This window comes from Pseudolactococcus hodotermopsidis, assembly GCF_011170085.1.
Classification (GTDB): domain Bacteria; phylum Bacillota; class Bacilli; order Lactobacillales; family Streptococcaceae; genus Pseudolactococcus; species Pseudolactococcus hodotermopsidis.
Genome location: NZ_BLLI01000061.1, coordinates 1 through 14,518, shown reverse-complemented (window position 1 = coordinate 14,518; position 14,518 = coordinate 1). Strand labels below are relative to the sequence as shown.

The window sequence follows — 14,518 nt, the reverse complement described above, 5'->3', positions numbered from 1 at the left end:
GGGGAAGTATCTGAATATAACCAGTCTTTTTCTTGTAAATGATACTTACTTAGGATATAATTAAACATGTCTTTCCTTTCTTTTGTGTTGCTTAGTAACTCACATTATAGAAGGAAGGATTTTTTTTGCAAAAAAATCGTCTGGGAATTTTTCCCACACGATTTATTATAGAGCCTAACTTTTGTGCCTGAGCGCTTGTAATATAAGATCGAGTGGTCAGATAAGTTTTGACTTGTTGATAAAATTCGGCTTGAACTTCTGATAAAACTTGATATATCGCTAACTTTAAGTTGATGATTTTTTTAGCGTTTCTAAAATAACATCTAGCATAAAATCAATAAATCGTGTTGCACTATCATTATCAGCCAAGAAGCGATGATTGAATGGCACGTAGACGATTTTCTTTGCGCAGATGTAAATTTCGTGAATTAGTCAAGCTAAGGCGTGTCAAAATTTGTGTGATATCGACAATTCGATTAAGCGCGTGATTGGTAATTTGAAATGGGGGTTGATAAGACATGTTGAACTCCCTTAACTTAATTTTAGAGATATAAATATTTTAAAATCAGAATTTAAGCCAAACGATTCATCCCACGCAAGCGATTAATCAATTCAGCTAACCAGAATCCCGCTGCAAGCGCCCCCACAATAATCACAACCAATTCAAAATTAGCTCGTGCAGCCTCTTGATTACCTATCACAAGGTTTCTAACAACTTGATATGCCTGTCCTCCTGGCACCAAAGGAAAAATACCTGGAATATTATAAATCAGCATGGGTACTTTTTGCGCTCGGCTCATGCTTAAACTCAGGATACCAATGACAACGGCACCTAAAAAAGAACCGACAACAACACGCCAGTTAGCATTGAGAAACGCTTTAGTCAAAAGCTCGACCAACTCAAAAATCAACCAAGCACTGCCACCAACAAGTCCTGCACGATTCAGCGTGCGTCGAGGAATGTTGAGAAGAATCCCAAAGGCGAATGACCCAACATAACCAAGCAAGGCTTGCAACAACAAGTTAAATAAAATAATCATGATACACCGAATTTTCTAATAAAAAAACGACAGCAAAGCGATGCCAAGACCGATAGAAATCACAGATAACAGTGCCTCAACAATGCGCCCCTGACCAGAAATGAAGTTGCCGGCCATAATTTCACGCACAGCATTGGTCAGCGCAACACCTGGCACAAGCGGCATAACCGCACCAATGATAATCGTATCAGGATTGAACGGCTGTTCAAGAAAACGCGTGCCAATCAACATCATCAAGGAAATCGTCAGACTAGCGAGAAACAAGCCGAAAAAGCGCATATTAAAATACGTTCTAACCCTCAAATAGACGGTATAGGCGAGGCCACTACTAAGACCTGTCAAAATTAGATTGGTTGGTGTCAGCGTTTTGGTAATCGTTATCATCATGCTCATTGCAATAAAAACGCTAGCAACAATTTGTAGCCAAACTGGAAATGTCGGAATCGTTGTCTCAATCGTGTTAAGACTATCATGAAGGTCGCGTACAGAAATCTTTCCAGCCGTAAATTGCCGTGTCAAATCGTTGACCGCAACGATTTTTTCCATGTCCATATTCTGATTTCTTGGTGGAATGGCACGCATTTGCGTTAGAGATTCGTTAGGAAAACTCACGGTAATTGCGTTTAAAAGCGCATAAACCTGCAAATTTTCAATGCCAGTAGCGCCACCAATTCGCATGATAACATCTTCAACACGTGTGATTTCAGAACCATTCGCCATGAGAATCTCACCTGCTAAGAGACAAGCGTTTATAAGTAGCTTATTTTCTTCTATTTTTTTCATATCTTTTATTTTATCAAAAAAACACGTTAAACGTGCTTTTATGGGGAATCGAGTTATAGTCACAAAAATACACTGACATTAAAGATTTATCCTATATCGCCAAATCAAATTTTAATTGTGGTTTGACGGGTTCGTAATCAATCAACTCAAAATCTTCTGGTTTGATTTTAAAGAAATCTGTCCCGTCAGGTACATTGAGTTTGAGAATTGGATTTTTGTCAGACGGTATACGGTTCAGCAGTTCTTTCGCATTATCAAACTGATTATCATAAATGTGTAAATTATTAACAAAATAGAAGAATTTGCCGACTTTCCAACCAAAATGTTTGGCAATCATCATCTGTAAAGCCACATATTGCATAGCATTGATGTGATGTGCCACCAACATATCGTTGCTCCGCTGCGTTAAAGTCGCATCAAGAAAGAGGGTATCGCCAACACGCCGCACATCAAACATGGTCATGAAAGCACAAGGTAACAAGCCATCCGTTTCTTCAAAATCTTCGTACTGCCAGAGATTGATGATATTTCTGCGATTCCACGGATTTTTTTTAAGACCTGCCAACAATTTGTTAATAATATCATACTTTTTGACCGTTGCGCCATAGCGTTGACCAATAGTTCCCGAATCACCAACTTCCCAATCTTTCCAATAATGGACACCACGATTATTTACCAACGTCTTAAGTTCATTTGAGCCTTCTTGATAAATCCAAAATATTTCATTAATCGCTGATTTGATAGCAATTGGACGCAAAGTTGTAATTGGAAACTCACCTTTGGCAAGATCATATTCAGCGAAAGCACCCGTGATATACTTAGAATTTGCGGTCTTGCCATTTTTATAACTGGGTCGCGCATTCTCACTCCAGACACCATTATTCATAATGTTATTGATATTATCAATGAAAATTTTATCTGCTTTTCTCACAATTCTTCTACTCTTTCTTTGCTTTTTTTAAAGAAACAATATTTTTATTGTAACATTTTTTGTTAATTTTTACAACACTTACTATTTAAACATAACTAGTGATTTTTATATTTTAAAATCATTCAGTTTGCGCTAACTATTCCTGCTCCACAATATCCTCTTCCTGATTTTTCACAATCATAGATTCAACAAATTTGATAGTTTTAGACATCGAGCGACGTTGCTTACGGTTAGGATTTGACGCATTAAATTTTGCCAACATTTCTTTGGCAAGTTTGACTTTATCAGCTTTTTCAATACGCTCATCGTTAAATTTTTGCAAGTTATCTTCTGTAAAATCAATGAAATCATCAAAAATGATTTTCTCTTTTTTGGCCTTGGCAATAGTAGCTTCGGTATCTGTTTCAGCATTTTCAATCTTGTCAGCCGCAGCCTCATTCGCCAAGTCCTTAAAGTCGTTAATCACTTCGGTATTCTTTTCTTTGAGATCTAGCAACTCTTCGATAATGCGGAAAACAGTTCCCTTACCAAAACCATCAAACATGCCGTAAGGCTTGCGATATTCCTTAGCAAAAGATTTCCCCATCCACCAAGAGGCGTGCGACAACAAATTTTTACTAAAAATCACGACATCAGATTTAGTAACAAGACTCTCCATTGTTCGTTTACTAGGCTTATGGCTGTCATAAGTCAACAGACGACCATTATTTTGCTCAATCATTTGTTTCCATTTGCCCCAATAAGGTGGCGCACCAATGACTAGAACGGTGTGACCTTGTAAATCAAATTCATAATCGGAAGTACTCGTCTCATCAGAGTTCTCTTCACTTTCCTCAAGTTTATCCTTAGCTGATTTTTTCTTTGATTTTTGGAAATTAACATACTTCTCATTTTCCAAATCATTCAAGTCAGACAAACGATATTTCCAATTTATCACTAGAGTTTCAGGATTATCATTACTCCAACGCAACTCAACAATATCATCTTCTTCAAGTTTGTAATTATGAATCACGCGATCGCTTGGAAAATAAGCATCAATAGCTAAATAATCACTCAGCAAATCTCCATTTATATTTTTTCCAACACAAAAACGACCATTCCCCGCAGGTTCAACCACACCAAATTGGAAATTTTTAATTTTCGATGGTGTCAACTCACGTTCAAACCCGTCATGTTTAACAGTAAAAGGAATTGTATTTTGTGCTTTATCATAAATTTCTAATACTTGTCCTTCTTCAAATTTCAAATAGCGAACAAGACTCTCATTTATGGCAAAATTATTAACAAAACCACCAGTTGTTGATTTTCTGAAAACACCTTTGGTAATTAAGGGGGCTAACTTGGGATTTTTATTGACTGCTACTGCAAGTTCTTGCGGCTTTGGTGTATAAACTGGTGCTTCTGGTACTTCAACCTTCTCATTTTTCTTGTCAATAAATTCTAAAGCTCTAGCAAAGTTGTTAGTTGGAAAACCTCGCTTATTAAATTGAGCTTTTTTCTCAATAAAAGCCAATAATCGCGCATCCAAAGTTGTTTCATCTGGGTCGCTATCATATACTTTAAAATTCCTATAAATCGCTGAGAATTTTCCTTGAACTAGTTTCACAAATGCACTTCGTCTGTCCACAACTTCGATATCTGAGTCACTTTCAGATATTTGCAAAATTTCTGAAAAGTCAGAAATTTGTTCAACCACATTAGAAACGGCATCACTTTTTAAAGTTTCAGTTGAGTTAAAATCAGTTAAAACAACTGTTTCTTGATCTGTTTCAAGAAAATCATCCGTAAACTTACCTTCGGCGATTAATTTTGCAAAAACGGCTTGTGTTTTCTGCGTTTCTCTAAATTCTGAAAATAAATTATTTTCAACTAAGTATGATGACTTTTTAATTTCAGTAACTAAAATTTTCTTTAATAAATCTTTTATCAATATCTTATTCTCCTTTATTATTTTAAACTAATATTATTCAAATTCAGCTAAATAGTCATAACGTTCATATTTAGCAAGTAAATTCTCATTTTTCTCATCTAATTCTTTTTGTAAACTTGCTAATTTAGCAAAATCACTGCCATTTGCTAGCATTTCAGCTGTAATAGCCTCAATTTCTATTTCCAATTCAGCAATATCTGTTTCAATTTTCGCCCATTCTTGCTTTTCAGCATAAGTCATGCGCCGTTTTTCAAGTGTTTTCTCCTTAACAACAGCCACTGTTTCACGCCTAGCTACCATTTTATCATCAAATACCTTATCTGACAAATAATCCGAGTAAAGTTTGTGAACTTCCGTTACCACGCCATTTTCAAAAACAAGCAGTTTTTGCGCCACCTTATCCAAAAAATAACGGTCGTGACTAACTGTGATAACAACACCTTGATAATGCTGGATAAAATTTTCAAGGACGGTCAAAGTCGCAATGTCCAAGTCATTGGTTGGCTCATCCAACAATAAAACGTTAGGCTGTTGAAGTAAAATTTTCAACAAATAAAGACGTTTTTTTTCTCCACCAGATAATTTTGAAATTTGTGTCCCATGTGTTGTCCGCGGAAATAAGAACTGCTCCAATAAATTCACAATCGAAATTGACTCACCTGAGATTGTTTGTGAATTATCTGCAATTTCTTGTAAAAAATTAATCACACGTTTCGAGTCGTCAAGTCCTCGAATTTGTTGTGAAAAATAACCAATTTTAACCGTTTCACCAATCTCAATCATACCAGAATCAGCTACTAAATTGCCGTCAATCAGATTGAGCAAGGTTGATTTACCAGACCCGTTATTACCAACAATACCGATTCTATCAGCATTTTGAACTAACAGATTAAAATCAGATAAAATCACTTTATCATCAAAAGCAAAAGTCACATGCTCAAAATTGATGACTTTTTTCCCAATCCGTGATGTTGCAACATTGATTGCCAAGTCATCTTTTGTCGTTACATTTTGAACCTCTTTTTTGAGGTCCTCAAAACGATCAATTCTCGCCTGTTGCTTGGTTGCACGCGCTTGAGGCGATTTACGAATCCAAGCCAATTCTTGTTGATATAACTGTTTATTTTTGTGATATTGTGCCATTTCACGCACATCATTTTCAGCTTTTTGCTGTAAATAATTTTGATAATTGCCTTGATACTCAATCAAATCGCCATTAGCCAATTCAAAAATTCTTGTTGCTAAATTATCCAAAAAATAACGGTCATGCGTAATAAATAACACTGTTTGACGTGAATTTTTTAGATAATTTTCCAACCAAGTAATCGTCTCCACATCTAAATGGTTAGTCGGTTCATCAAATAGCAACAAATCAGCTGGATTGAGCAAGGCTTTCGCCAATTGAACACGCCGTTTTTGACCACCTGACAACTGCTTCACTTGCATCATAATATCTGGTAATTTCAATTTTGACAGCACCGTTTTGACTTGACTTTCAACTTCCCAAGCATTAAGTGCTGTCATTTGCGATTCAATTTTAGTCAAATTTTCCTGTAATTTTAGATTAGTTGCATCATTTGTCAACGCAAGCAAGGTCGCTTCATAATGCTTAATGGCTTGCATTTGCGGCAAATCATCAGACAAAATCGTATCCATAATCGTTAAATTTTCATCAAATTTGGGATCTTGTGTCAAATACTCGATTTTAAAATCATTGCGCCCGAAAAACGGTGAATTATCACCGTCAAAACCCAATTTACCAGAAATCACATCCAATAAAGTTGTTTTCCCAGTACCATTTACGCCAATCAGACCAATTCGATCCAAAGGATGAATAATGAAATTTAAATGAGAAAAAACTGTCTTATCTCCAACTGATTTAGTTAAATTTTCAACACGAAAATCTGTCATCTTACCACTTTCTCTAGTTAATTTATACTTAGGCAAATGAAAAAACGACATACAAAATTTCCTGATTTGTCAGTTTTTTTATTCAGCTGCGTATGAGGTATTTCAAAAAACTACTTTTGTAGATTTTTGGATAAAATTTTATTTGCTATCTACGAATTTAGGAATTGACAAGACTTGACAAATCTGAGTTTTCAGAGATGTGCTTTACAATACGCTAAAATATCAGCAACATCATTTTTCAACTGGCCTCTGACAATTTCAAGTTCAATCTGATGAAATAATTTGCCAATCTCAGGCCCTGGTTTGATAGCAAATTCAGTCATGATTTGCCCTGCTTTAACGACAATTTCTTTTTTATGACGAATTTGTAGCTGTTTATCAAGTTCTGTGATTTGCTCAAAATTCGTCTCAAGATTTTGCGCAGCAAACAGTTCTTCTACCAAAATCAGACTTGATTGTCCAAGATGATACAAATCCTCCGAAGAAAAATCACGTGCCAAACGCGTCCTATAAGCTGTCAGAAAATTGGTCACGGATAACGAAAATTCCCTAGAAACTTTCCATTTTTTGAGCAAGATTTTGCCGTCCACATGCCCTAACTGATAGAGTAGATACCCCCAAGCTTGCACTGAATTGGTAAACTTAAAATCATTCGGCAAGTCAAGTAAAACGTGCAAAGCCGTACTATCAGAAAAATCAGGCAGATATTGTTCAGCCTTAATTGCAAGCAAATTGCCAAAACCTTTCTGCCAAAATTCAGCCGTCAAAAGTTTATCTAGCTCAATAAAAATTCGCTCAATCGAAATTTTCGCTAATAAGTGGACCTGTGCTGCCATAGAGGCAAAAGTTTCTGATTCTAATTCAAAATTCAAAACAGCCACAAACCGCAACCCACGCATAATTCGTAGCGCATCTTCATTGAAACGCTCCGACGGATTGCCAACAGCACGAAGAATTTGATTGTTCAAATCAGCCAAACCACCATGCAAATCAATGACTTGACCGTCGTCTGCTAATGCAAAAGCATTTATCGTAAAATCACGCCGCAACAAGTCCTCAGACAACTGCCGAACAAAAGTCACATGAGAGGGTCTGCGATAATCAACATAAACATCTTCCGTCCTAAAAGTCGTCACCTCATATTCGCCACCATTTTCCAAGACCAAAACTGTACCATGCTCAATTCCGATGTCAATCGTATGATCAAAAATCTGCTTAGTTTCAGCTGGATAAGAGCTAGTTGCGATGTCAACATCGTGAATAGTGCGATTGAGCAAAACATCACGCACACTCCCGCCAACAAAATAAGCCTCGTAACCAGCATTTCTAATTTTTTGTAAAATTGGCAATGCGTTGCTAAATTCTACTGGTAATTTTTCTAATTTCATAAAAGGTGTTCTAATCCATACACTAATTTGTCAAGAGTCATGACTTTTTTGACACCAAGATTGACACCACTCATAAAGGAGATACGATCATAAGAATCATGTCGCAAAGTCAAGCCTTCACCATTTGCACCAAAGATGACTTCCTGATGTGCAACAAGACCTGGCAAACGAACAGAATGAAGTCGCATTCCCTCAAAATCAGCACCACGCGCACCCGAAATCATCTCAGTTTCATCACTCACACCTTGCCTTTTAGCTGGACGCACTTTTGAAATCAACTCGGCTGTCTTAATCGCCGTACCTGACGGCGCATCTTTTTTCTTGTCATGATGTAACTCAATAATCTCAACATCAGGGAAAAATTTCGCAGCTTTCTGCGCAAATTCCATCAGTAAAACCGCACCAATTGCAAAATTAGGCGCAATCAAACCGCCGAGTTGCTTGTTTTCCGACAAAGCAAGCAACTCGGCAATCTGCGTCTCACTAAAACCGGTCGTGCCAACAACAGGTCGAAAACCATTTTCGATAGCAAATTTTGTATGCTCATAAGCCACTGACGGTTGCGTAAAATCAATCCAAACATCGGCAGAAATACCTACTAAGTCTGCTTTATCAGTAAAAATTGGCACGCCTTTGAAAGAAGTTTCTTGGGCAAAGGGGTCAAGCACCGCAACAAGTGCCAAAGTGTCATCTTCAAATACCATATTGACAGCAGCTGTACCCATACGACCTTTAAAGCCTGCTATAATCACTTTTATCATGAATTTAATTTCGGACTGATACCAAATCCGAGCGCTCCTTCCCCAAGATGTGTGCCAATGACTGAACCAAAAGTCGCAATTGACACATCAAAGCCAATATCTGAAAGTTCTTTTGCCACATCACGTGCTTTTTCAGGAACATTGGCATGAATGACATAAAGCTTGTACTCGCCATCTTTTGTCGTTTCGGCAAGAATTTTATAAAGTCGTTTAAATGCCTTTTTGCTTGTTCTAATTTTCTCATAAACGACTATTTTACCCACTTCATCAAACCACAAAATGGGTTTGATATTGAGCAAATTACCAATAACCGCCGCACCATTTGACAACCGACCACCTTTTACTAAATGATTCAAGTCATTCACGATAATAAATATCGACGTTTTGGCAATCGTCTCATTAATTTCTGATACGATTAAATCAAAGCTAGCATTCGTTTTAGTCATATTATAAGCCGTTTCGACCATATGACCAAGTGGTGATGAGGTCATTTTTGTATCTGGAAATACAATCGTCATCCCCTCATATTCTGATGTGAGATACTGAATATTCTGCCAGAAACCTGAAATACCACTTGACAAGAAAATTCCCATAACATGTGTATAATTTTCTTTTTGTAGCTGAGTAAGCAGTTCTTCAAGCGCAAGTACACTCGGTTGACTCGTTTTCGGAAGTTCTGTTGTCTCAGCCATTTTTAGGTAAAATTGCTCAGCAGTCAAATTGACACCTTCAACATAAGTCTCGCCGTTGATATAAACTGAAATGTCAAGCACAAAAACATTGGCTTTCGCCTTAATTTCATCGCTCAAAGGAGCTGAACTATCTGTAATAATTGCTGTTTTCGTCATCATCGCCATAGGTTAAAACTCCAAATTTATGCCAGGTTCATCAAGCGCAATCTCTGTTACTTCATAAGTCAAACGCGTGAGGATGTCAAATAAAGGCGCTGCCAATTCTTGCATTTCTTCTTGATTTAACGCCGTCCGATCCTCAATCACGCGCCCACGAATATAATTCATTTGACTTAAATAACCCGAAAGCAATAAATTTTCGAGTACGATGTTAAAAGTCAAAACACTGTTAATTGCCGTGTCATTTTCTCCAGCATTAGAAGCATCTTCAGCCAATTGAAACTGCACATTCAAATTTGTTTGAGGTGTGCCATTAGTTTCTTCCCACTCAATATTTCGAGCATCATAATGAAATTGATGGACAACTTCTTTTTCTCTTTCGATATTCACTTTATCTTCTCCTTTTTATAATCTATTTCAATATCATTAATAAACTAGAACTTTCGTCCACATTTGGGTATTTCCAAAATCCCTATTTTAATTATACCACAGTTTCACGTTTTAAAGTTTATTGATTTTTCTGTCAATGACACAAAAAACGCCTGACAGACGTTTTTATTTGATAATCCCTGAATTGAGTTTTTCCGCATATTTAGCAACATATTATTTTTATGCCACATTAATTTTCAAGACGTTCGAGAACTTTAGCAAGTTCAATAATTTTCGCTGAAAGTGAGACAACATTATCTAAGTGGCTATTATCTTGACTCATCTCATGGTTGATTGCAGCAGTGATTTCTTTAATACTTTCAGAAATGATTTTTACAGGCGAAATATTTAAAAGTTGTTCAATTGATTTAGTATTGTCAGACATTGTTTCGTCCTCCTTTGTATTTGTTGGTAACACCTCGTGGTCATTAAATGGCGTTTCAGCTCTAGCAACAATCCTCTTGATTTCAGGTGTCACACTAACGTCTTGCTGACAACTTGCCTCGATTTCTAAATTTTGACTTATCACACCAGTTTCAGACTGAGAAGAAGTCTCGAAAGATTCTTTTTCCGAACTCATCGCCCGAAACAATTTGCCAATTTTAACTATGGTTTGATCAAACTTCTTATCATCAATTGTATTTGAATCAAGCCTTGTCTTTAACGGTTCTTCCACTAAGATTGACATCTTAGCTGGCATTTTTCCTTGAGTTGCAAAATTAATCTGACCTGTTACTGGTACAGAAAATTCGTCATTTAAAACACTTTTAATTGCCTCTTTCTTGTAGTGATAGATAACTTCGACAGTTGGGTCATCCGTATATTCTCCTGTCATATTCTGAGGCAATTCAGTAATAAAATAATTAGGAAAATCAACAATCTGGGTCAAATATGGCATACCAATTTGACCATTTAAAACAATTGGCTTGACCAAATCGTATCCCATCTCATCCACATACCTAACTGTTACTTTCGATTGTCGCATGATATTACTGCTTGGTCTTTCTCCCATTCCCCCTCCAATGCTAATATCAAATCACAAACCTATTTCAGTTTCTGTTTCTTCTTGGCAAATACTTATTTTTGAAACATTTCTCTCATAAATAGATTAACATATTTTCGTAAAAATGTCTCAATTAAATTGTATTTTTTAAAGTAAGGACGTTTTATTTTCATATCATTAAAAAAATATAAAAGCTTAACTTTTTAGTTTAAAATTCCAAGGTCACACCGGGTTCATCAAGCGCCACTTCTGTCACTTCATAAGTCAAACGTTTAAGAATTTCAAATAGTGGCGCTGCCAGCTCCTCCATATTTTCCTGTGTCAACTCATTACGTGCTTTCACAATACGTCCACGAATGTAGTTCATTTGGCTGACATAGCCTGAAATCACAAGGTTTTCAAGGACAATCATAAAAGTCAAAACTGTATTGATTGCTGTGTCCTCATCTGTTACTTTTTCCATGTTTTCAGCCAACTGAAACTGAACATTCAAGTTCGTTTGTGGGGTTCCTTCTTCCTTTTCCCACTCCAAATTCCGTGCATCATAGTGAAACTGATGAACAACTTCTTGTTCACGCTCAATATTCATCGTTAAATTCCTCCCATTTATGGATTATTCTATCTACTTTTACCGTATCATGAGTAAAAAAGTTCAATTCATCAAATAAAATCGTCTTAATTTTCGCATTTTTGCCCGCCTCAACATCCAGAGGTCTGTCACCAATCATAACCGTCTGACTACGTTCTAAGTTATATTTGTCAACCAGATAATTGATTGCAGCAGGATCAGGTTTTCTCGAAAAACCATCATCACTCGTCACAATTTCTGTAAACAAGTCCCGAAATTCTCCCAAATACGCATAAGTCGCATTATCCCGATGACTGATAATAAAATTTTGCTGCCCATTTTTAACAATGTTGATTAAAATTTCAGGAATCTTAGGATAAAATTTGACTTCTGTCGTCAAGTCCCGTTCACGTTCATGAAAATCTGTCATAAATTTCTGATTGGCATAAACCAAAGCAAATTTGCTAATCGAGTAATTCTTAACAAAATGAGCTAAATTCCCCTCAAACTTGATACTATGCGCCTCAATCGTCTGCTCCAAGGCTTCAAGCATGACAGGATAGGTGTCCATTAAAGTACCATCAAAATCCCAAATATAATTTTTTATCTTCATTTACTCTTCTATCACTCTCTAATTTAATAGCGGTTCGTTTTCTAATGTTGTCAGAATTTTCCGCTCTTCATCAGTCAGCTCATATTTTTCTAATAAATCAGGACGCAGCCGCAAGGTTTTACGGAGACTTTCGCTCAAGCGCCACTTACGAATGTTTTCATGATGACCGCTCATAAGCACCTCGGGAACTTTTAGACCACGAAATTCCTCGGGTCGCGTGTACTGTGGATACTCCAGCAGCCCCGAGGAAAAGCTGTCGTCTTCGTGACTGGCTTTCTTGCCAAGTACATCAGGAATTAACCGCACCGTCGCATCAATCATGACACACGCTGCCACCTCACCACCTGTCAACACGTAGTCACCGAGCGATACCTCATCCGTCACAAGCGTTTTTATCCGCTCATCAAAGCCCTCATAATGCCCGCAAAGAAAGACAAGTTGCTCCTCCTTTGCCAACTCTTCAGCGAACTTCTGATCAAATCTTCGCCCCGCCGGATCCATCATCAAAACGCGCGCCTTTTCATGGGGAAATGAAGCCAGAGTATCGAAAATCGGCTGTGGCATAAGCAACATCCCTTGACCGCCACCATAAGGCATATCGTCAACGTGCTTTTGCGAATTGGTCGCAAAGTCACGAAAATTATGAAAATTCACATTGATTTTCCCAGAATTTTGTGCACGTCCAACAATCGAATGTTCCAAACTTGAAAACATTTCTGGAAATAAAGTCAGAATATCAAGCCGCATCTCTAATCATCCAATCCTTCAAGTACATCAACCTCAACACGATTACTCGCGACATTGACAGATAAAATCACATCATCAATAAATGGTAGAAGCAAATCTTTTTTCCCTTTTCGCTTGATAACCCAAACATCATTGGCACCAGGTTGCAGAATTTCTGACACTGTACCAATCTTTTGGTCATTTTCAAAAACGTCAATTCCGATAATGTCATCATAGTAAAATTCATCGTCACTATCAAGCTCAGCTCGATTTTCAGCAGCAATTTTTAGTGAAAAATCGCGAAACTTTTCGACTTCATTGATACTATAAATACCATCAAATTTGAGAATATCGAAGTTTTTTTGCTTGCGATGTGTCTTGACTTTCAAGGTTCTAACAAACTTATCAGCCTTATCAAACAAGGCCAATTCAGCATTTTTCTGATAACGCTCATCTGCAAAATCAGTCACAGAAATCACGCGCACCTCACCTTGCAACCCTTGTGTATTAACAATTTTTCCTACTTTATAATAATCCATAACGCTATTATATCAAAATATTTATTTTTGTGCGAGTTTGAATCTTTCAACATTTTACCCTAGTTATAGAAAAGGTTGACAAGTGGCAAGGTGGTATTCCTCCTGACACTTGTCAACCTTTGACTCTCTTAAAACATTATCAAAACTCAGGTTATATTTACTTAGTTATAAAAATGAACGTAAATTTTAAATTATTTTTCGTCAATTCTAGCCAAAAGTGTTAGCTTTTTATATACTAAGTTAGTTTATTTATCAACCAAAAGGCGGATTTTTTTACCTTCAACAGGTACGGAGTAAACAAGCGTGCGGATAGCTTGGATAATTCGCCCTTGTTTGCCGATGATTCTACCCATGTCTTGCTCTGCAACATGAAGATGAAACTCTGTAAATTCATCGCCGTCAAACACAACAATTCTGACAGCCTCTGGCTTGCTTGTCAAAGGCTTAACGATTGTGAGTACCAATTCTTGTATCTCTAAATCCATAGTCTTCTCTTTCTTATTTTATACAAAAAAGCGACCAAAACTAGCCGCCTCATGCAAAAAAATGCTTATTTTGAAGCGTATTTTGCTTCGTGGAATTTTTTCATAACGCCAGCTTTTGACAAGATATTTTTAACTGTGTCAGACGGTTGTGCGCCATTTCCCAACCACTCAAGAATGCGGTCTTCTTTCAAAGTTACTTGATTTTCATCAGCAACCAAAGGGTTGTATGTGCCGACAGTTTCGATGAAACGACCATCACGTGGTGTACGTGAATCAGCAACATTAATACGGTAATAAGGTTTTTTCTTTGAACCCATACGAGTCAAACGAATTTTTACAGCCATGATATGTCTCTTTTCTTTTTTGTTTACATTGTCTATTATAGCAGATTATTTTAGCTTGTCAAGTGGTGTCAAGTTTTTTTCTTGACAGTATATCATTCGAAAGTGATAATGTCCTAAGTAGGTCGAAACATAAAATGTCCCAAATGTTAAACTAATACTTATGAAAAGGATATTACTCACTGTGAATGAATTGAAAAAGTATCGTGTTATCAAGTT

At 36.9% G+C, this 14,518-nt stretch carries 17 protein-coding genes; all 17 read right to left on the bottom strand.

The genetic code is table 11. From position 1 onward, the window contains the following. Positions 1-361: 361 nt before the first annotated feature. On the bottom strand, positions 362-520 hold the full coding sequence (locus Hs30E_RS08885; protein WP_172209603.1) for a hypothetical protein: 159 nt from the start codon (positions 518-520) through the stop codon (positions 362-364). Positions 521-572: 52 nt separating this feature from the next. Then, positions 573-1,040, bottom strand: a complete 468-nt coding sequence (locus tag Hs30E_RS08880) for a threonine/serine exporter family protein (protein WP_172209602.1) — start codon at positions 1,038-1,040, stop codon at positions 573-575. Between the two features lie 15 nt (positions 1,041-1,055). Further along, the gene (locus Hs30E_RS08875; protein ID WP_172209601.1) at positions 1,056-1,823 is read right to left on the bottom strand and encodes a threonine/serine exporter family protein; all 768 of its coding nucleotides are present in this window, start codon (positions 1,821-1,823) and stop codon (positions 1,056-1,058) included. Between the two features lie 91 nt (positions 1,824-1,914). Then, entirely contained in the window at positions 1,915-2,754 is an 840-nt protein-coding gene (locus Hs30E_RS08870) for a thymidylate synthase (protein ID WP_172209600.1), read from the bottom strand. Positions 2,755-2,890: 136 nt separating this feature from the next. After that, the gene (locus Hs30E_RS08865) at positions 2,891-4,684 is read right to left on the bottom strand and encodes a DUF2325 domain-containing protein (RefSeq protein ID WP_172209599.1); all 1,794 of its coding nucleotides are present in this window, start codon (positions 4,682-4,684) and stop codon (positions 2,891-2,893) included. A 33-nt stretch (positions 4,685-4,717) separates the two neighbouring features. After that, complete coding sequence (locus Hs30E_RS08860; RefSeq protein WP_172209605.1) at positions 4,718-6,595, bottom strand: ABC-F family ATP-binding cassette domain-containing protein; 1,878 nt, start codon at positions 6,593-6,595, stop codon at positions 4,718-4,720. Positions 6,596-6,786: 191 nt separating this feature from the next. Then, positions 6,787-7,983: a CCA tRNA nucleotidyltransferase gene (locus Hs30E_RS08855; protein WP_172209598.1), complete on the bottom strand. Its 1,197-nt coding sequence runs from the start codon at positions 7,981-7,983 to the stop codon at positions 6,787-6,789. Beyond that, positions 7,980-8,744, bottom strand: coding sequence for a 4-hydroxy-tetrahydrodipicolinate reductase (dapB, locus tag Hs30E_RS08850; protein ID WP_172209597.1), 765 nt, complete (start codon positions 8,742-8,744; stop codon positions 7,980-7,982). The genes Hs30E_RS08855 and dapB overlap by 4 nt, the downstream gene beginning before the upstream one ends. Then, positions 8,741-9,592 carry a DegV family protein gene (locus Hs30E_RS08845; RefSeq protein WP_172209604.1) on the bottom strand — a complete coding sequence of 284 codons (852 nt, stop codon included), beginning with the start codon at positions 9,590-9,592 and terminating at the stop codon, positions 8,741-8,743. The genes dapB and Hs30E_RS08845 overlap by 4 nt, the downstream gene beginning before the upstream one ends. Positions 9,593-9,604: 12 nt before the next feature. Next, the gene (locus tag Hs30E_RS08840) at positions 9,605-9,985 is read right to left on the bottom strand and encodes a DUF1149 family protein (protein WP_172209596.1); all 381 of its coding nucleotides are present in this window, start codon (positions 9,983-9,985) and stop codon (positions 9,605-9,607) included. Positions 9,986-10,214: 229 nt separating this feature from the next. Continuing rightward, positions 10,215-11,036, bottom strand: coding sequence for a MucBP domain-containing protein (locus tag Hs30E_RS08835; protein ID WP_172209595.1), 822 nt, complete (start codon positions 11,034-11,036; stop codon positions 10,215-10,217). Positions 11,037-11,235: 199 nt separating this feature from the next. Continuing rightward, positions 11,236-11,616 (bottom strand): DUF1149 family protein, encoded by a 381-nt coding sequence (locus Hs30E_RS08830; protein ID WP_172209594.1) that lies wholly within the window; start codon positions 11,614-11,616, stop codon positions 11,236-11,238. Continuing rightward, positions 11,606-12,208, bottom strand: coding sequence for an HAD-IA family hydrolase (locus Hs30E_RS08825; RefSeq protein WP_172209593.1), 603 nt, complete (start codon positions 12,206-12,208; stop codon positions 11,606-11,608). The genes Hs30E_RS08830 and Hs30E_RS08825 overlap by 11 nt, the downstream gene beginning before the upstream one ends. 18 nt (positions 12,209-12,226) lie before the next feature. Beyond that, entirely contained in the window at positions 12,227-12,955 is a 729-nt protein-coding gene (gene trmD, locus Hs30E_RS08820; RefSeq protein WP_172209592.1) for a tRNA (guanosine(37)-N1)-methyltransferase TrmD, read from the bottom strand. Positions 12,956-12,957: 2 nt separating this feature from the next. Then, the gene (gene rimM, locus Hs30E_RS08815) at positions 12,958-13,473 is read right to left on the bottom strand and encodes a ribosome maturation factor RimM (protein ID WP_172209591.1); all 516 of its coding nucleotides are present in this window, start codon (positions 13,471-13,473) and stop codon (positions 12,958-12,960) included. Positions 13,474-13,718: 245 nt separating this feature from the next. After that, entirely contained in the window at positions 13,719-13,958 is a 240-nt protein-coding gene (locus Hs30E_RS08810) for a KH domain-containing protein (RefSeq protein WP_172209590.1), read from the bottom strand. A 65-nt stretch (positions 13,959-14,023) separates the two neighbouring features. Then, positions 14,024-14,302, bottom strand: coding sequence for a 30S ribosomal protein S16 (rpsP, locus tag Hs30E_RS08805; protein WP_172209589.1), 279 nt, complete (start codon positions 14,300-14,302; stop codon positions 14,024-14,026). Between the last annotated feature and the right edge of the window lie 216 nt (positions 14,303-14,518).